Raw genomic sequence first — 17,923 nt, 5'->3', positions numbered from 1 at the left:
ATGAATATTATATTTTATTTTCTTAACCTTGTCAATCTATTTTACAATAATAAGAAATATATTTTTCTTTTCCTTTCCCATCCAATATGATATGATAGGAATAAAGCAGGTACACATCTGCTATAGACAGAGGGCGGAAAGGAGAACTTTTCTATAATGGGGGAGAAAACCACACACACACATATAAAGTTAAACATTAAGGATGCGGCATCTATGGTAGGCGTATCCGCTGCAACTATCAGAAACTGGGAAAAGTACGGCTTATTTACCGCCAGACGCACACCCAGCGGTTACCGGTTCTATGATTTTAATGATATAGAGACTTTAAAGAAGATAAGAAAATACATGGTGGAGGAACATTTTTCGGCCAGCGCTTTAAAGCAGACTCCTCTGCTTAATCTCATTGATCCCTCCGCCAGTCCGCAGGGAATCCCGGTTGCAGAGCCCCAGGAGGCTCCCGGTGATGCCAGCTTCTCCGGTGCAAAATGGAAAGAAGCCCGGGAGCGGATGCAGTATACGCTCGAGGACGCCGGGAGCGCCATGGGCATATCCGCTTCCTATCTAAGCAAGATTGAGAATGATCTTGCGAATCCTTCCTATGATTTATTGTCCAAGCTGGCGGATTTTTACGGGGAAACATTAATCTATTTTACAAAAACAGGGGATGAAGGCAGCAGTCTTGTCCTGAAAGACGGGGATTTGCCTATAGATTTGGGATTTGAAGGGGTGGAGTGCCGGCAGCTTTCGAATCTGCAGGAGCGGGTTATGCATCCCACAATCTTCACGCTGAAGCCCGGAGGGAAGTCTAACGGCTCCCATTATCACCGGGGAGAGGAATTTGCCTATGTACTTTCCGGTAAGCTTAGGATTGTTCTGAACGAAACAGAAGTATATATTCTCAAGCAGGGAGACTCTTTCAGTTTTAAAGCAAACATCCCTCATTCCTACTGCAATACCACTAATAAAATTACAACGGTACTGTGGGTGCACTGTTCTGTATAACAGCTTCCCGCCTACAGCACAAAAAGGGCGGTTCACAGTCTGAACCGCCCTTTTTGTGTTACCAGCAGACGATAGTCTCTCCGGTAAGCCTGTCTGACGCACCCGATGCCAAAAAGTATATTATGCCGGCCATATCTTCCGGCTCTGCAAATCGCTGCAGCCTGGACAAGGATTCGTTTTCTTCAATTTTTCTTGTGGCATAGATTCGGGCCGACTTTGCATATCCCGGTGCCAGACAGTTTACATTTACGTCATAAGGCCGCATCTGCTCCGCCAGGCATCTGGTATACTGTTCAATCCCCCGCTTTGCAGCCCCGTATATTACCCCCTCCGCGGCAGCCATATGGCCGCCTATGGAGGCAATATTAATAATTTTACCTGCCCTTCTCTCCCGCATATGCAGGCCTGCGTATTTGCACATATACATGGTGGAGAGCAGATTTCTGGAAACTACGGACTGGATGTCTTCTATTTTGATGTCCAGGCAGTCATTGGGATCCGGCCGGGGAGTCACTGCCCCGATATCACCCCCTGCATTATTTACCAGGATATCTAAATGTCCATAATCCCGGATGATACTGTCAATGAATCTGCGGACTGCATCCGGATCTGTAATGTCACATGGATAAAAGTCCGATCGCACTCCTTTTAAGCGTATCTCCTCCACGACCTGTTCTGCAGAAGATACTTCTTTGAATCTTGCCGCTGCTTTGCTGTCTTTGTCATGGATAATAACATCCGCCCCTGCTTCAGCCAGACGCATGGCGTAGCCCCTGCCTAAGCCTCTTCCGGAACCTGTCACCACTGCAACTTTACCGGTTAACTCTTTGGTATTCATTCTTTCCACTCTCCTTTATTTTCATATTTTTCCAAACTCTATGACAGAAGTCCCGGCAAAAACGTAGATAGTGCCGGAAATATATTAATGAGCAGCAAAGCCGCCAGAAGCGCACAGATGGGTCCCACAGCTGCCTTCGCCACCTGGGACACAGGCATTTTAGTCAGTGCCGCCGCCGTATACAGATTGACACCGATTGGCGGTGTTACAAAGCCGATTGCCAGATTAGCAATCATAATAACTCCAAAATGCAGCGGCGATATCCCTATGCCTGCAGCAATTGGAAGAAGGATTGGCGTCAGTATTACAATAGCCGGCAGGGTGTCCATCAGCATACCGGTGACTAATAACAGCAGATTTATGATCAGCATAATGACAATAGGATTGTCAGAGATCCCCAGTACGGCATTGGAAACCATAGTCGGAAACTGTGCCAGACTGAGCACACGTCCGAACACAGTGGCAACTGTCACAATCAGCAGAACAGGAGCATTTGTTCTTGCTGCGTTCAGAAAAAATGAGGGAAGCTGCCTGAACTGTATGGTCTTATATATAAACTTACTAACCAAAATCCCATATAGCACAGAAACCGCTGCCGCCTCTGTGGCAGTAAAAATCCCGCCGTAAATGCCTCCGAGTATAATTACAGGGCACAGGAGGGCCCAAAACCCTTCCTTTACACTTTTCCAGATAGAGATACGGTTGTTCAGCTGATTGTCAACCGGATGACGCCGGCAGAAAAAGTATGCATACAGCATAAGGGCAAGCCCTGTAACGCAGCCAGGCAGTATCCCGCCCATAAACAGACTTCCTATGGACTCATTGGCTGATATGCCGTACATCACCAGAGGCAGACTGGGGGGAATCAAAACCCCCAGGCCCCCTGCGGATGCCGTAAGCCCGGTTACAAAGCCTTTGTCGTACCCCTGCGCCTCCATGAGTGGGATCATGATCAGTCCCACCGCCGCAAATGTCGCTACTCCTGAACCTGAGATAGCTCCGAACAGCATACAGGTAAATATAGTTGCTATGGCAACGCCTCCTGTCATCCATCCAAGACATGCATTGGCAAAGTTAAACAGTCTCTTGGAGATCCCTCCCTGCCCCATAATCTCTCCTGCCAGTATAAACATAGGAACTGCCAGTATAGGAAAACTATCTAACGAAGAAATCAGAGAACGGCCGATAAAGGAGGCTGACATGGTCCCCAGTGTAGCCGAATTGTGAAAGATCGCCAGCCCGATTGCCCCTGCAATCGGTACACCCAGGGCCATAAGCCCAAAGAACAATATAAATAAAACTGCCATAGTCAACAACCTCCTTTTTCCTTCTCACTGCACCGCCCTCTTCGCATAGCAAGGAGTTCCAGAATAATATTCTGCAGCTGCCGCAGGGTTGTAAGCCCCATCCCTACAGGCAGGGCCGCATACACCCACACCATTGGCAGCCCCAATACCGGGCTGCTCTGGGGCTGTCGGATCAGCCCCTGGCAGACAACTATGCCCACCGCTGCAGCGATGACCGTAAATCCCATAAATATCACTTTACAGATAATCCCCAGATACTTCCTGGCTCTTCCCTTCACCAGATGTTCCAGGATATCCACTCTGACGTGCAGATTCTTTTTGGATGCAACTGCGGCCCCGATAAAGGTCATCCAGATAAATAAATACTTTGCTGTCTCCTCCGTCCACGCCACTGAATTTTGCAAAATAAAACGGGCAATTACCTGCCATATACATGAAAAGGTAAACCACGCCATAAAAAGTGTAATTAACATCTCTTCAAAATTTTTATCCAGCCATTTTAACAGTTTCATTTCGGCCTCCTTATGTACGGACAGGCCGTGATTTTACTCATCAACGGCCTGCTGCTTCCCTATCTATTTTCCTAATTCCTTTTCCGCCTTATCAATGGCATCATATAAGGAATTCACGGTTTCCTCTCCAACCATATCTGTAATTTTTTCCACTGCGGGTTTTGCTGCCTCTTCGAACACACCCAGCTGCTCATCTGAGAGTTCTATGATCTCAACTCCGGCCTCTGTAATGGTCTTTTTGTACTCGGCTTCCCGTTTCGCCGCCTCTTCTTTTTGGAACTGATAGCAGGCGTCCACAGCTCCCTGTACAATTTCCTTCGCCTCATCATCCAGGCTGTTATACCATGCAGGATTTGCCACCACGACACCTGTTGTATATACATGATTGGTAAGCATCACATATTTCTGTACCTCATACAGCCGTGCTGTTACAATATTTTCAAAGGGATTTTCCTGAGCCTCCACAGTACCCTGCTGTAGAGCTGTATACAACTCTGAAAATGCAATGGCTGTGGGCTGGGCGCCGAGAGCTTCCCAGATAGCAAGATGAACCTCTGTGGGCATAACCCTGATTTTTACCCCCTTTAAATCATCAGGGGTATACACCGGTTTATTTGCTGTCAGTTCCCGGTATGCAAACGAATCTATGTAGCCCAATCCTTTTAATCCGCAGCCTTCTTCCAGCGAATCCAGCATTTCCTTTCCCCAATCCCCCTCCAGCACAGCATAGGCTACGTCCTGGCTTTTGAAAGCAAAGGGCATGGAAAAGATATTCATGCTTTCCTGATATGAAGTCATATATCCGTTATTAATCCCTATCATCTCCAGGTCTCCGTTCTGCACCGCAGTTACGTGGGCGGCATCATCGCCCAGCTGTCCTCCGGAAAATATCTGTACCTGGATCCTTCCTTTGCTTTCCCTTTCCATATACTCTTTCATTGTTTCATATCCGAGCTGCATCATACAAGTATCGCTCCCCGTATGACCCATACGGATCACAATCTCTTTCTTTGTGTCGGAACCTTCAGCCGAATCTTTGGAGTCCTTCGTGTCGGAAACGGAAGCTGTTTCTTCTTTATCCGCAGCTTTTTCTTTCCCGCAAGCGGTAAACAGCATGCTTCCCGCCATACACAATGCCATGATCTGAAATCTTTTTCTTCCCATCTCTTTTTCTCCTGCTTTCTTTGAAATTTCGCCGGTTACCAGAAATCCGTTCACAGTTCATTTACTTCACGCGCGCTTTCATCTTTGTATGAATATTTTATAATATTTTTCTAACCTTGTCAATCTTTTTTATAAAGTTACTAAAATTATTTCCCTGTTTATTTACGGCTTCCTTCCCTTCATCTTAAATCATAAAGCAGTATTCTGTCATTTGGTAAATATTTCCTCAGCGTCTTCTTCTCTATAAACACAGTAGCTTTTGATAACAGGCATTTCAAACCCTATGAGAGGTATCATTCGAAGTTTATTTATTTTTACAGAATCATGCACCAGGTTTTCCGGCAAAAAGCTGTAACCCTTTCCTTCCATGAGATATGGAATCAGTTTTGTACTGTTATCTATCTCAAATGAAAATTGGTAATAAGGAGGAAACAGTCCTCTCAAAAAGCTCCCGACTTCTTCCAGCATGAAGTTACACATCAGATAATCAACATTCCTCAGTTCTTCCCTGCTGATCCCCTGTTGGAATTCCCTGTTTTCAGATGAAGTAACCAGAACCAGATTTTCCTCCTGAAACACTTCACAGCAATACCCTTTTTTATTCAAAGGGACATACGTATAAACCATGTCCAGCACAAAATCCTGAAGCTGCCGGAGCAGCTCTCCGGAGTGTCCCAAGGTTATTCTCATAGCTGTATCGGGATGTTCCTGCCGGTATCCGGCAATTTTATGCTCCAAATAGGACTCATAGAGCGTATTTGTTGTTCCTATACGCAATGTTTTGTCAAACTCCCTCCGTGAATGGAGATGCTGAAGGGATGCTTTTTCCAGTGTTAGTATCCGTTTGGCATAGGTTAAAAATATCTCTCCCTCTGCGGTAAGCATAATCCGCCTCTTTCCCCGCTCCAACAGCCGCTTTCCCACTTCCCGTTCCAGCTCCGCTATACGATTTGTCACTGTTGATTGTGCTACAAAAAGCAGTTCTGCCGTCTGTGTAAAGTTTTTAACGCCAGCCAGCATTACAAATGTTTCCAGATTCTGTGTATCCATAGCCTTCCTCCATTCATTTTTCGAATTATTTCTATTATAATTATCTGTTTTACAAATATCTTAAGGTGTCTGTATAATAATGTCAAAGCTATTTATATTTCAGGAGGTGTCTAATGAGAATTGTACATACATCCGGGGAGGATCCGGATTTTAGATTGTTATGCGAAGAACTGGACCGGACTCTGGACCGGGCCATAGGAGGACATGATAAAAGACAGAAATATTTACCTCATAACCGGATTGAAACTATGGACACAGTACTCCTTCTGTACTGTCAGGATAGGCCGGCAGCCTGCGCCGCCCTGCGAAGATATGATGAAGAATCGGCAGAGATTAAACGTGTCTTTGTGTCTCCGCCCTTCCGGCAGCATGGATTTGGCCGCACCCTGCTCTGTGAACTGATTGCCTCTGCCAGGCGGATGAACTGCAAAAGACTGCTTCTGGAGACAGGAGAATTCCTCCAGGCCTCTATCCGCCTATACCAGAGCCTTGGCTTTTATAGAATCCCCAATTATCCTCCATATGAAAAAATGGACGAGTCTTATTGTATGGAGCTTCTGCTTGACCGCTCATCACAGCAAAAGGCAAAAATACAGTATTAAGATAGGCTTTTATGAGAAATTTGGCTTTGAAGTGCAGCATGGGGCGGTTCCTTTAGTGCTATTATAGTGGGCCTCTCTCCCCTTCTTTCACAAACATTATCAAAAATCCCCCAAATAAAAGTCCTCCTGCCATCCAGATAGCGCGTTCCCCCAACCACAAACTCATAAGAGCGCCCCCAGCTGCTCCCAGCGCAAACACCAGAATGACAAAATAATAGTGCCGGCATTTCCTTCTCAGCTCTCTGTCCTTTGTTATATGGTACCTGCAGAGCATCTCCGTGGCACTTCTCATATTCCCGATGCACATTGTTGTGGCGCATGGGATGCCTCTGAATTTGCGGAAGCTGTTTACCTGCATGGCACAGGCAAAAGACATCAGACCGTTGGCCAACATGTTCGCTGACTGCGGAAGCAATCCGACAACAGCCAGAAGTATTGCCTCGGTGCAAAGAACCATCTGCCGCCAGTGCAGACGCTGATATTCCTTAAACAGGTGGCGGACCCACTCCGTCACATAGACACCAGAGATAAACGCCCCCAGGGGAAGGAGGTAATGCAGAGCTTCCTGCCAGCGGCCCTGGGCCAGATTCTGTCCCAGAAGTACAATATTCCCCGTCTGAGCATTCGCAAAAACTTCCCCTCTGCAGTTATAAGAATAGGCGTCCTGAAATCCTCCCGCCAGAGTTAAGAACACTGCCAGCAGAAGAGACTCTGACATCTGGCTCCTTGTTTTTAACTTCACCATAAGCTTTATTCCCCTTTCCTAACAGAGAAACTGCCGCACATACATAAAACCGGCAGGAACTGCTCCCCCGGAGCCTTCCTGCCTTTGTCATCTCAGCAACTGTCTCTTGCTTTTCTTTTACTATCATATTATACTTTTCTCCAACCAGATGTAAAATGTATATTTTAGATAACATCTATATCATTTTTATATAATACAGGAGGCAATATGAATATTTCCTACGAGTATTACCGGATTTTTTATTATGTAGCCAAATATAAAAGCTTCACCAAGGCAGCCAACATTCTGATGAATAATCAGCCCAATATTACCCGCTCCATCCATAATCTGGAGCACCAGCTGGGATGCCGCCTTTTTATACGCTCCAGCCGGGGCGTCACGCTCACCCCGGAGGGGGAACAGTTATATCCCCGAGTTGCGGCAGCAGTCACCCAGCTCCTTGCGGGGGAGGAAGAGCTTCTAAAAAGTAAGTCTCTCCACAGCGGTCTGGTAACCATAGGTGCCAGCGAGATCGCTCTCCACGGACTGCTTCTGAAAAAGCTGAGAGAATTTCACAGCCGCTATCCCGGAATACGGATCCGCATCTCCAATCATACCACCCCTCAGGCCATAGCTGCCCTGCAAAGCGGACTGGTAGATTTTTCAGTAGTCACAACTCCGGCTGGCGTATCAAAGCCTCTTGAAGAAACTCCCCTGAAGGCCTTTCAGGAAATTCTTGCGGGCGGTCCGGGCTACGCCAATCTCGCATCCCAGACATGGCATTTAAACGATCTGAAGGAACACTCTTTTATTTGCATGGATGCCAAAAGCAAAACCTATGAATTCTACAACCAATACTTTATGGAGGAACACCTGCCTCTTGAGCCGGATATGGAAGCTGCAACCACAGATCAGGTACTTCTTATGATAAAAAATGATCTGGGAATCGGTTTTCTGCCCCAGGCTCTGGCAGATGATGCCCTTGCAAATAAGGAGATTTTCCGCATTCCCCTATACCGCGAGCCCCCTGCCAGGCACATCTGTCTGATACAGGACAGGGAACGCCCCTTAAGCATCGCAGCTATAGCAATGAAGGAAATCCTTCTCTCCCTGCAGGACTGCTAAAATTTTCTCTTTTCCAGACACCAGATTCTCACCGCTGTCAGGATACCTCCGTACAGGATACACACTCCTGCGGCAAAGGCGGTATCTTTCAAGGTAAAATGTAAAGCCCCGGCAAAGACTCCTGTAACATCTGCGATAGGGGGCAAAAAAGAACAAAGCCATCGCACCCAGGCTGCATCCTGCAGGATTGCAGCCTTCCCTATGGCTAAGACAGCAATCAGCACGGTAAGCACTACAGCTGCCTTTCTGTCTTTCATCACTCTGGGGTGCAGCAAGGTCCCAAGAGAACTCCCCAGAAACGCTCCTGCCCCCAGAAACAGAAAACCTCCCGCTGCATCCTGAAGCAGAATTCCCGGTAAAAACAATTGTCCGCTATTCACTGCATCCAGCGCCAGGGGAATTAAGAGAGAAATTAAGGTGAATATCCCCCCCAGAATGCAGAGAAATAGACTTTGACCGATATAATAGAGCGTTTCACTTTGAAGGCGCAGTATCATCATCTGTTCTTCTGCTGCCTGCTGCATTTCATTGTATGATAACCCTGCCCATGTCATCAGTAAAAACAAAAGATTACAGGAAATAGTAAAGCTGTCTGTCACACCCACAGGCATGGAAGTATATAAGCTGAAAAGAAATACCATCAGAACTAAAAAAGGCATGGCAAATCTATTGGTCTTAAAATACGTCCGGAACTCATAGGAAAGCATTCCCCATACAGAACCACTTTGTCTTTCCACCCCGGTCTCTGGCAGCTCAAGCTCTGGGATAACTCCCCCGGTTTCCTCTCTCTCCCCTGACGGAACCGGTTCTTCCCCCACAAGAGTAAAATTTTCCAATTGAAACCCTTCCTGTATCATCTTCGCCACTACCTCATTGCTGTTTTCATAGGAGGAAATAAAACGCAGTCCCCCCGGTACTGTCTCCCCTGTCACAGGCAGTTCAGGCGCAGTCTTGTCCTCAGAAGCTTCAAATGTAATGAGAGCTTTTCTCTTCTGATTTCCCCGTTCTAACCGTACCTTATGCATCTTCCCGCCTTCTATCCTGCACACAGTATCCCCCACTGCGTTCACCAAAAATTCCTCATGACAGGAAACGATCAGGGCAGTACCCTCCCTCTTCAGAGCATTGACCAGTTCCACAAATACAGCCTGAGATGCGGTATCCTGTCCGGACAGAGGTTCATCCAAAAGCAGTACATCCGGTCTTTTCAGAACCGCCTGAATTACCCCCACCTTCTGCAGCGTGCCTTTAGACAGCAGTTTCATGGGTTTATCTTCCATCCCCTTCATGTGAAACCGTTCAAAAAGATCCGCGCTTTTTTCCTGGATCTCATCCCTCCTCAGGCCTTCAATTTTCCCCACTGCACAGATATACTGCCGTGCAGTCAGATTCGACTTTGGAAATCGTTCCGGTACCATGTGGTACAGCAGTCCTCTTTTCCTATATATCTTCCCCCCTGACGGCGCAATCAATCCACCGATCATTTTCAGAATCGTACTTTTTCCGGCTCCATTGGTGCCTGTAAAAACTACGGCCTCACCCCTTCTGATTTCCAGATTTATATCCTCCAGAATCCTGCTTTTGCCGTATTCTTTTGCTGTTTTCTCTAACCGAATAAGTGTCTCCACTGCAATTCCCCCTAACAGCAAAAGAGGCAGTACTATCTGCCTCTATGCTTTTCTCTTTTCTTCTGCTGCCGCAGCTCAAATCTGCGCTGCTGTTCTTCTTCTCTCTGCAGTCTGCTGCGAACTCTGCGCTCGGTCTTCGACTGCTCCTGCTGTAATTTCAATGCCTGCTGGGACCTGGTTCCCATCCCCGCATGTTCCAGCTGCTTTTTTGCCTCCCGCTGCTTACGCTTGGGGTTTGCACTCTTTTCCTTTACACAGGCCGCGACAGCCGGACTAAATCGCAGCTTCCCATAGTTTTTCAGAAAAAAGTCCCATACCTGCCATTCTTTTGGCTCCGGCCCGAATGTAATCTTGGCTGCATCCAGCATGCCGTCTGTTACTCTTTCCACAATCCCTACCCAGAAGGGATCTTCAAAAAAAACTTCCAGGGTTACCGATACTTTGTCCATGATAATTCCTCCTTAAATATAAAAATTCACGGCAAAGAACGGACGACCTAAGGAGGAAGGTTACTGACAGCGCTTTTATGAATATCCGCCGCTGCGCCCGGACTACCTACCGGGACTGTGTTTTTATCTCTGCCTCTCTATTATACCCGCCGTATAGGGTACCCTGTCAATAGCCTGCATAACTCTCTACAATTCCTTTTTTCCAAGTGCACAGAAAACTTCCTTCTGGCTTTTGGACAGAACCTTCCCGTATGGTGCACCGGAACAGTTCTAGATGATGGAACAAAAATAGAACAAGAGTGCCGCGGCCCATGATATCTATGGAACCCGCGGCACTTTTTCTGGGAGGAATCATTCTTTAGTTTTAAGTATTAGAAGCTCCTCATTTTCTTGAAAGAAGGCGTCCAGAACCTCAGGATTGCAGATATTCACCGGCCGCTTCCCGGACAGCAGAAGTTTCAGGTCTCTTAAGATCATTTCATTCATGTGATTCGTGATCTCCTTTGACTGGCCTGCAAAATGCGGAGTCAGCACTACATTAGGGAGTTCCAGAAGAGGATGGTTCTTGGGAAGGGGCTCAATAGGATATACATCCAGGGCTGCTCCTGCTATTTTATTCTCCTTCAACAAGCGGTACAGGGCGTCATAATCCATAATAGGGGCTCTTGCAGTATTAATAATATAGGCAGACGGTTTCATTCGGGAGAGCATTTCCTCATTTACCATTCCAATCGTCCCTTTATTAACATTACAGTTAATGGAGATGAAGTCTGCCTGTTCCATGAGTACCTCCAGAGGCACTACTCTACCTTCCATCTCTTTTACCGCATCTTTATCTGCAAATGGGTCACTAATCAGCAGCTCCATCCCAAACGCCTGTGCTCTCTTTGCCACTTCTTTTCCTATCATTCCGAATCCAATCTGACCAAATTTTTTTCCATATAGTTCCGGATATCCTCCGTATACTGCATTTGGCCCCTTAGGATCCACCGACCAAGCTGAGCTCACTTTTTCTTTGCTCTGCTTTTTATCATCATATTCTTTCCCTACCAAAGTATCCGTGTATTTCATAAGGTAGTCCATCAGAGCAATCCTCTTGCACAGGGAGAGCAGCAATCCTATCGTGAACTCAGCTACTGATACCGCATTCCTCCCTGCGCATCCGATTACAGGGATCTTCCTTCTGGTTGCCTCCTCAATGTCTACACTGGCAAATGCCTCGTTTCTTCCGCAAAAGATTGCCTTCAGCTCCGGGCATTCCTCCATCACCGCTTTGTCAATCATCTCCACGCCATTCAGTACAATGTCGCATCCCTGAAGATTTGCTATCATCTGCTCCTGTGTAAGTTTATAACCGTCAAAACCCCTGCCCGCCTGAGTATAGTCTGCTGTAATCTTCGCCAATTCCCCGTGGTATTCTTCAGGAAATTTCATGGTCACTAATACCTTCATATTTTCATCTCCTTTTTTCATCTTCCCTGCAACTCTTCCACAGTGTCTGCCAGTTTCTTCAATTCCGGATCAAGGCACTGATACATGCTTCTATAATAAGGGTAAAGTTTCTCGTATACTTCCACCCAGTCTTTTTTAGGTTCAATCACTTTGTCTATGGTTACAAATTCACTGCTGGTTTTCCCCAAATCATCATAAAGCCCCACTGCTTTACCTGCCAGTAGCGCATCTCCTAATATGGCATTTCCGCTCTTTCTATCCGGAACTAATACAGGTATGTTAAGGACGGACGCTTTAATCTCAAGCCACAGAGCATTCGCTGCTCCTCCTCCAGACACCCTCATACTTTCAGGTCTGGCACCTAGTTTCTTAGCCTCCTCACACAAATGACGCAGGGCGTAGGATGTCCCTTCAAGAATGGATCTAGCCAGATCACTTTCTGTAGTATCCAGGGTCATACCTATAAACATCCCTCTCGCATAGGTATTCCAAAGAGGGCCTCTCTCCCCCATCAGATAGGGAAAGTAAAGCAATCCACCGCATCCGGGGCTTGCGTGAGCAGCATGCTCCGTAAACAAATCCAGCACCTCTTTTTTTTCCCTTTCCGCCTGATTCTTTATTTTTTCACCCATCATATCCAGGTACCATTTCACAGACGCTCCTGTGGCGTTAATGGGCGCATTCAAAATCGTTGGAATGGAGGGAACCGGACTTTGTTTCAGCATTAGCCTCCCGGGATCCGCAAGTTTCTCCCCGTGAGTAAAATAGGCCAGCGTAGAAGTCCCTGTAATCTCTGCCGCCTCCCCCGGCCGGGACATGCCAAAGCTTAACAAAGCCGCAATGGTATCTGTAGTTCCTGCGGCAACCGGAGTACCCTCAGGAATGCCCGTGACTTCAGCAGCGTCTCTTGTGACAGTTCCAATCAACTCCTCATTCTTATTCACAGGCGGAAACAAGGAGCCAAAGTTCATCCCCACGGCCTTTTCTATCTCCTCGGAAAATGTACCGGTTCGGACATCCATACACAGGCTGAGCATAGCATGAGAGATATCATAGCTTCTCTCATGAGTCAGACGGTAATTAATATAGCCGTTAGTCTGCAGGACAAACTCCGTTTTTTTAAATAATTCACGCTCCTGTTTTTTATACCAGTATAGCTTGGGAAGCAGGTAAAAGCTATCTGGAGATGCCCCTGTTATTTCTCTGAATCGGGTATATTCAATGGTGTTTACAATTTCCCTTAATTCTTTTTCTGCCCTTCGGTCCATCCAGATAAGAGCATCCCGAAGGACCCGTCCCTCCCTGTCTACAGGTACCAGGGACGGCGCCTGAGAGCTGACAGATATACCCAAAATCTTATCAGCAGGAGAAAGTCCTGCCCGCTGCAGCATCTGCCTTATAGCGGAAACAGCAGAGTCCCACCATTCCTCAGGTCTCTGTTCAGCCATCATATTTCCCCGGAAATAGGTTTTATGTGTACCACTTCCCAGTGCACACAATTCTCCTCCGTCCGTAAAAAGGCCTGCCTTAACATTAGTGGTGCCCACATCAATTCCAATTAAATATTCTGCCATAGCTCTATCCCCAAACTATTTCTTATGTATTTTGCTTTCCATTCTGCTGCGCTCTGCTTCTGCAAGCTTCTTCTGTCGATCTTTTACCCTTACTGACAGTTCTTTCATCTGTTCTTCTGTAATATTTACAATTTTTTTCTGTCCCCGGATTGTCATATTTACCGATTTTGCGCTGTATTCTGTAATCTCAAAGCGGTCAAAGGATTTGAATACTGCAGGGCTTGCAATAATATAGCACTCGTTTTCCACTATTGCCACCGGACGATTTACTGCCAGGTATTCCGCAATTTCGTCCTGCTTCGTAAAGGTACTGCCGAAAGGAAACTTTTTTGTACTCATCAGAATGTTATAACTTTCCGGGATCAGTGTAATGTCATAGTCTGTCTCCGATACAGCATAGCACATGGCATAAGGCGGGTTCGCCGCTACTATGCCGCCGATTCCGGGATTCTTATCATATATCTTTTGGAAAAGCTCCGCATAAAACTGAGGGACCTTTCCTTCCTCACATTTCCCATTCTGTATAAGTACCATATCGTCTGGATCCGCATAGGCATGATCCAGCCCTTGAGGTGTAATGAGGAAAGAGTTCCCGTCTACCCTTGCTGAAATAACTCCGCCGGTAGCTGAAAATATCTCTTTCTGGCAGGCACGTTTACATAGCATCGCCATCATCTCTCGCTGCAGCTGCTCCTCATTTCCAACTCCGTCAGGAGCGAATGTACCCATCACCGGAACCTGAGCCCTCTCGTTGTATTCCTTCAGCTGTGCCTCCCTGATCAGGCTGGGCTCATGGCCGCACAGGACTGGAGTATTCAGCTGAGTTCGGATCCCAAAATCAATGGCATCAAAGACCTCAAATGCATGCTTCATGCTGCGGGTACTCCCAATAAATAAACCATGATTCTCTAAAATAGCAACATCACAGCCCTCTTTGAATACTTTCGCCACATTAGCAGCAAGAGTATCACTTCCCGGCGCACCATATACGGCAAGAGCTGATTTTCCCGCAATATTGGCAAGCGCCGGATACAGCATGGTCTGAGGTGTTTCATGTACGATACTTAGAGCTACCGCAGCCGGGGAATGCGCATGAAGAACGGCTTTTATGTCCTGTCTAGCTGCAAGAATCGCCTGATGGATAGGTGTCTCCAAGGACGCCGGCTTTGTGCCGATCACCGTCCCATCCGGCAGAATCTCCAGCACATCATCGTGTTGAAGGTTTCCCTTATCTCCCCCTGAGGGAGATACCCAGATGTGCCCCTCCGAATCCCGTATGGATAAATTACCTCCTGAGACAGTAGTTTCCTTTCTGTCATATATACGTTTCATAATCTGGCAGATCTGATCTGCCGGGTGTAAATGATCAAATTTCATTGTCCTCCTCCTTACTTTCTGTTATCTGTATTCTCTCAACACATCAAAAACCCTCTGAACGTTTTCCATGGCAAAATTATTCTGCAGGTTATGTACCACTGAAAAGACAAATCCGCCGTCTTTCCGCAGGATATCAATATTTTTTCTCATCTCGCGCTCGACATCTTCCGGCGTCCCATGGGCCATGGTTGTCTGTGAATCCACACCGCCCCCCCAAAAGGTCAGCCTCCTGCCATACTGCGCCTTCAGACTTTGGGGATCCATATGGTCTGCGGACAGTTGAATGGGGTTTAAACAGTCTATACCGCAGTCAATCATGTCCTCCAGGATGTTCACCAGTGAACCGCAGCTGTGGTAAACGGTTTTCCATGAAGTATTCTCATGGACCCAGCCATTTATTCTTTTAAAATATGGCATATACAGTTTCTGGAACATCTTTTTTGACATAATCTCCGAATGCTGTGTGCCAAAATCTGTCCCGCATAGAAATACAGCCTGCGCTTTATCCCCTACAGCCTGTCTGAGTAGCTTCAGGTTCCTGATGCAGAGCTTCGTCCACGCCTCAAATATTTCTTCTATATATTTCGGATACAGGCTGTGTGCCACTAAAAACTCGCTAAAATCCCGAATCCCGGGAGTCAGCTTTGCATATCCTCCATTCAGCATAGTCTGTGATCCCAGGTTCCCGTATTCTGCATTGAGTACCAGGCCGCATCCTGTATGGCTGTAATAATAATCTGCCTGGTCTTCATAGAATTTTAAAGTGGTATCATCAATGGTCATCACCTCCAGCTGTTCCAGGTAGTCTTCATATCCACTCAGCCTTTCTTCATCAAATGCATCCTGTCTGGTTAGATAGTCAAAGTAGAAACCGCCCTGAGGCATACAGCCGCTGGGCCTTGCATTCAAGTCTCCCTTAGGATGAATATATAAGCGTCCGCCCTTCTCAGACATAACGCAGCCTTCCCCAATCAGTGCCGGCGTACCATCCGGTGTTGTCCACGTTTTCCACTTATCATTCCGATAACCAAATACTGTCATATCACTCCACAGAGGAAGGACATCAATGCCAAACATTTCAGCGTCCTTATCATCAACAAGGCCTACCATCTGGTACGTGTCATATATTTTTACCGGTTCATCTCTTCCGTACTGTTTTCTCAGCCGGTACAGCAGACTGGCGCTTATTCCCGTGGCCTTTGTTCCTCCCAGGTCAAATGTGACCTTTCCGCAGTCCCGGTGTTCTAACGTTTCTTTCAATTTCTGTCTACCATCCATAATCTGTTTCTCCATTTCTTAATATATAAGGTTCACAAGCCCTGTTGAGAAAAATGGCACAAAAGTCAGTAAAAGCAGGCATATGAGCAGCATAATATAAAACGGCCCCGCCTCTGATATAAAATCCCGGATTTTACATTTCGTGATTCCACAGGTAACAAAAATCAAGGTTCCCAGGGGAGGGGTTACACAGCCGATAGAGGAATTGAAAATATATATCATAGCAAACTGAATAGGATCAATCCCGTATTGATTTGCCACTGGTGCAAGCATTGGGACCAGGATCAGCATCGTTGCATTCCCCTCAATAAACATTCCTACAAGAATCAGGAAAATGTTAACTGCAATCAGAAATACATATTTATTGTCGCAAACAGAGATCATATAACTTGTAAACTGTTGGGGAATCTTCTCATACGTTAAAATCCAGGAAAATGCAGAGGCCGCAGCTATAATAACCATGACAGAGGATGTTGTAAAAACCGTTTCCTTTATCGCCTCCCGAAATCCCCCCACCGAAAGCTCCCTGTATACAACAGCCAGTATCAAAGCATAGATGATAGCAACCGCCCCTGCCTCAGTAGGCGTAAAGATTCCAAGACGAATCCCTCCGATAATTACCAGTGGAAGCAGCAAAGGGAGAATAGCCTTGCGAAGGGCCGCCCAGAGTTGGGCCGGGGGAACACGCTCTGTCCTGGTGGGCAGATAGCCTCTTTTTTTAGACATAAACCGTACAAGGATCATCATGGCCGCACAGAGCAGCACACCTGGACCAATGCCGGCCACAAACAATTTGCCAATGGATACATTCGCGATGGTGCCATAGATAATCATTGCGATTCCAGGAGGGATCAGCGGTGTAATCATAGCGCTCACAGCTGTCACAACAGTAGAAAAAGATTTTGTAAATCCCTTTTTCTCCATTTCCGGAACCAACATCTTAGCCTCCATTGCAGCATCTGCCAGGTTAGAGCCTGACAAGCCGCCCATCAGAGTAGACAGAAGAACGTTAACCTGGGCAAGTCCTCCATACATCTTTCCTGTAATAACCGAACAGAAGTCCATAATCCGTTTTGTCACACCGGAATAATTCATAAATACTCCAGAACACACAAAAAAGGGGATTGCCAGAAGAGATAATGTCTCAGAGCCAGACATTACTCTCTGTGCAAATATCTGACTGGCAACATTTGGATTTCCTGCAAAATACAAACCGGAGGCCGCCAGCACCGCAATAAACACAGGTACTTTTAAGAACATCAGTATTACCATAACTATGGCACAAATCAAAACCAAATTACCGCTCATTTGTCCCGCCTCCTTCTTTATTCTTTTTATATTTTTGGAACGTTACATACAGTACGCTTGCCATCATAGTTACACACCCTATTGGCATTGATATGTATAGTATCCCGTAGGGAACATTCAGAAGGCTTGTTGTCCGTTTTGTCCTCCACAGCTGTTCCACCAAAATACTTCCCTGGATAAACAGATTCACCAATACATACATCGTTATCAACAGCCCTAAAACCGTTATCACCTTCTGAACCTTCGCCGGCAGATAGTCTACAATTATATCAATGGCTACATGCCCGCCGTTCCTGAAGACAGCACCGGCCCCAAAATAGGTAATCCACAAAAAGCACCACTTCTGTACTTCTTCTATCCACTGAAACGGAGCATTGAACACATGGCGCATAACCACGTTCATAAAGGTAAGGATAATCAGAACCACCAGCGCTGCTCCCGCAATCCATAAATCCAGATTCCCCAATACTTTTTTAATCTTCATAATGTCCACCTCCCAAATATGAAATCCGAGTCCCCCTGCCCGGATCCCA

At 46.5% G+C, this 17,923-nt stretch carries 17 protein-coding genes; 3 read left to right on the top strand and 14 right to left on the bottom strand.

The features are described from left to right. The first annotated feature begins 156 nt into the window (after window positions 1-156). Window positions 157-1,002 carry a cupin domain-containing protein gene (locus tag BUA56_RS05060; protein ID WP_072849543.1) on the top strand — a complete coding sequence of 282 codons (846 nt, stop codon included), beginning with the start codon at window positions 157-159 and terminating at the stop codon, window positions 1,000-1,002. Between the two features lie 58 nt (window positions 1,003-1,060). Here BUA56_RS05060 and BUA56_RS05055 read toward each other — a convergent pair whose 3' ends face one another. From BUA56_RS05055 to BUA56_RS05035, 5 genes are all read right to left on the bottom strand, one after another. Further along, window positions 1,061-1,840, bottom strand: a complete 780-nt coding sequence (locus tag BUA56_RS05055) for an SDR family NAD(P)-dependent oxidoreductase (protein ID WP_072849542.1) — start codon at window positions 1,838-1,840, stop codon at window positions 1,061-1,063. A gap of 38 nt (window positions 1,841-1,878) precedes the next feature. Continuing rightward, window positions 1,879-3,147 carry a TRAP transporter large permease gene (locus tag BUA56_RS05050; RefSeq protein ID WP_103711227.1) on the bottom strand — a complete coding sequence of 423 codons (1,269 nt, stop codon included), beginning with the start codon at window positions 3,145-3,147 and terminating at the stop codon, window positions 1,879-1,881. 2 nt (window positions 3,148-3,149) lie between these two features. After that, window positions 3,150-3,659 carry a TRAP transporter small permease gene (locus BUA56_RS05045; RefSeq protein ID WP_072849540.1) on the bottom strand — a complete coding sequence of 170 codons (510 nt, stop codon included), beginning with the start codon at window positions 3,657-3,659 and terminating at the stop codon, window positions 3,150-3,152. A gap of 63 nt (window positions 3,660-3,722) precedes the next feature. Beyond that, window positions 3,723-4,823, bottom strand: coding sequence for a TRAP transporter substrate-binding protein (locus tag BUA56_RS05040; protein ID WP_139249464.1), 1,101 nt, complete (start codon window positions 4,821-4,823; stop codon window positions 3,723-3,725). A 207-nt stretch (window positions 4,824-5,030) separates the two neighbouring features. Continuing rightward, complete coding sequence (locus BUA56_RS05035; protein ID WP_072849537.1) at window positions 5,031-5,873, bottom strand: LysR family transcriptional regulator; 843 nt, start codon at window positions 5,871-5,873, stop codon at window positions 5,031-5,033. Between the two features lie 113 nt (window positions 5,874-5,986). Between BUA56_RS05035 and BUA56_RS05030 the strand changes: the two genes are divergently transcribed. Continuing rightward, window positions 5,987-6,475 (top strand): GNAT family N-acetyltransferase, encoded by a 489-nt coding sequence (locus tag BUA56_RS05030; RefSeq protein WP_072849536.1) that lies wholly within the window; start codon window positions 5,987-5,989, stop codon window positions 6,473-6,475. A gap of 61 nt (window positions 6,476-6,536) precedes the next feature. On the opposite strand, the gene BUA56_RS05025 is transcribed toward BUA56_RS05030, so the two are convergent. Then, a complete protein-coding gene (locus BUA56_RS05025) occupies window positions 6,537-7,220 on the bottom strand; it encodes a YoaK family protein (RefSeq protein WP_072849535.1) in 684 nt (227 codons plus the stop codon). A 207-nt stretch (window positions 7,221-7,427) separates the two neighbouring features. Here BUA56_RS05025 and BUA56_RS05020 point away from each other — a divergent pair, with 207 nt between their 5' ends. After that, a complete protein-coding gene (locus BUA56_RS05020) occupies window positions 7,428-8,324 on the top strand; it encodes a LysR family transcriptional regulator (RefSeq protein ID WP_072849534.1) in 897 nt (298 codons plus the stop codon). On the opposite strand, the gene BUA56_RS05015 is transcribed toward BUA56_RS05020, so the two are convergent. The 8 genes from BUA56_RS05015 to BUA56_RS04975 form a co-directional block, all read right to left on the bottom strand. Continuing rightward, window positions 8,321-9,952 carry an ATP-binding cassette domain-containing protein gene (locus BUA56_RS05015; protein WP_072849532.1) on the bottom strand — a complete coding sequence of 544 codons (1,632 nt, stop codon included), beginning with the start codon at window positions 9,950-9,952 and terminating at the stop codon, window positions 8,321-8,323. The genes BUA56_RS05020 and BUA56_RS05015 overlap by 4 nt on opposite strands. A 32-nt stretch (window positions 9,953-9,984) precedes the next feature. Beyond that, complete coding sequence (locus BUA56_RS05010; RefSeq protein WP_072849531.1) at window positions 9,985-10,401, bottom strand: YjdF family protein; 417 nt, start codon at window positions 10,399-10,401, stop codon at window positions 9,985-9,987. A 351-nt stretch (window positions 10,402-10,752) separates the two neighbouring features. Continuing rightward, window positions 10,753-11,853, bottom strand: coding sequence for an NAD(P)-dependent oxidoreductase (locus BUA56_RS05000; RefSeq protein ID WP_072849772.1), 1,101 nt, complete (start codon window positions 11,851-11,853; stop codon window positions 10,753-10,755). 17 nt (window positions 11,854-11,870) lie between these two features. Beyond that, window positions 11,871-13,427 carry a xylulokinase gene (locus tag BUA56_RS04995; protein WP_072849527.1) on the bottom strand — a complete coding sequence of 519 codons (1,557 nt, stop codon included), beginning with the start codon at window positions 13,425-13,427 and terminating at the stop codon, window positions 11,871-11,873. A gap of 15 nt (window positions 13,428-13,442) precedes the next feature. Beyond that, window positions 13,443-14,804: a class II aldolase/adducin family protein gene (locus BUA56_RS04990; RefSeq protein ID WP_072849525.1), complete on the bottom strand. Its 1,362-nt coding sequence runs from the start codon at window positions 14,802-14,804 to the stop codon at window positions 13,443-13,445. A 21-nt stretch (window positions 14,805-14,825) separates the two neighbouring features. Continuing rightward, window positions 14,826-16,082 (bottom strand): uroporphyrinogen decarboxylase family protein, encoded by a 1,257-nt coding sequence (locus BUA56_RS04985; protein ID WP_072849524.1) that lies wholly within the window; start codon window positions 16,080-16,082, stop codon window positions 14,826-14,828. A gap of 18 nt (window positions 16,083-16,100) precedes the next feature. Next, complete coding sequence (locus BUA56_RS04980) at window positions 16,101-17,390, bottom strand: TRAP transporter large permease (protein ID WP_072849523.1); 1,290 nt, start codon at window positions 17,388-17,390, stop codon at window positions 16,101-16,103. Next, window positions 17,380-17,874, bottom strand: coding sequence for a TRAP transporter small permease (locus BUA56_RS04975; RefSeq protein WP_072849770.1), 495 nt, complete (start codon window positions 17,872-17,874; stop codon window positions 17,380-17,382). Before BUA56_RS04975 ends, BUA56_RS04980 begins: the two co-directional genes overlap by 11 nt. Window positions 17,875-17,923: the final 49 nt, after the last annotated feature.

This window comes from Lactonifactor longoviformis DSM 17459 (assembly GCF_900129135.1).
GTDB lineage: Bacteria > Bacillota > Clostridia > Lachnospirales > Lachnospiraceae > Lactonifactor > Lactonifactor longoviformis.
Note: the sequence above shows the minus strand (reverse complement) of the source record. Positions and strands in the feature narration are given on the sequence as shown.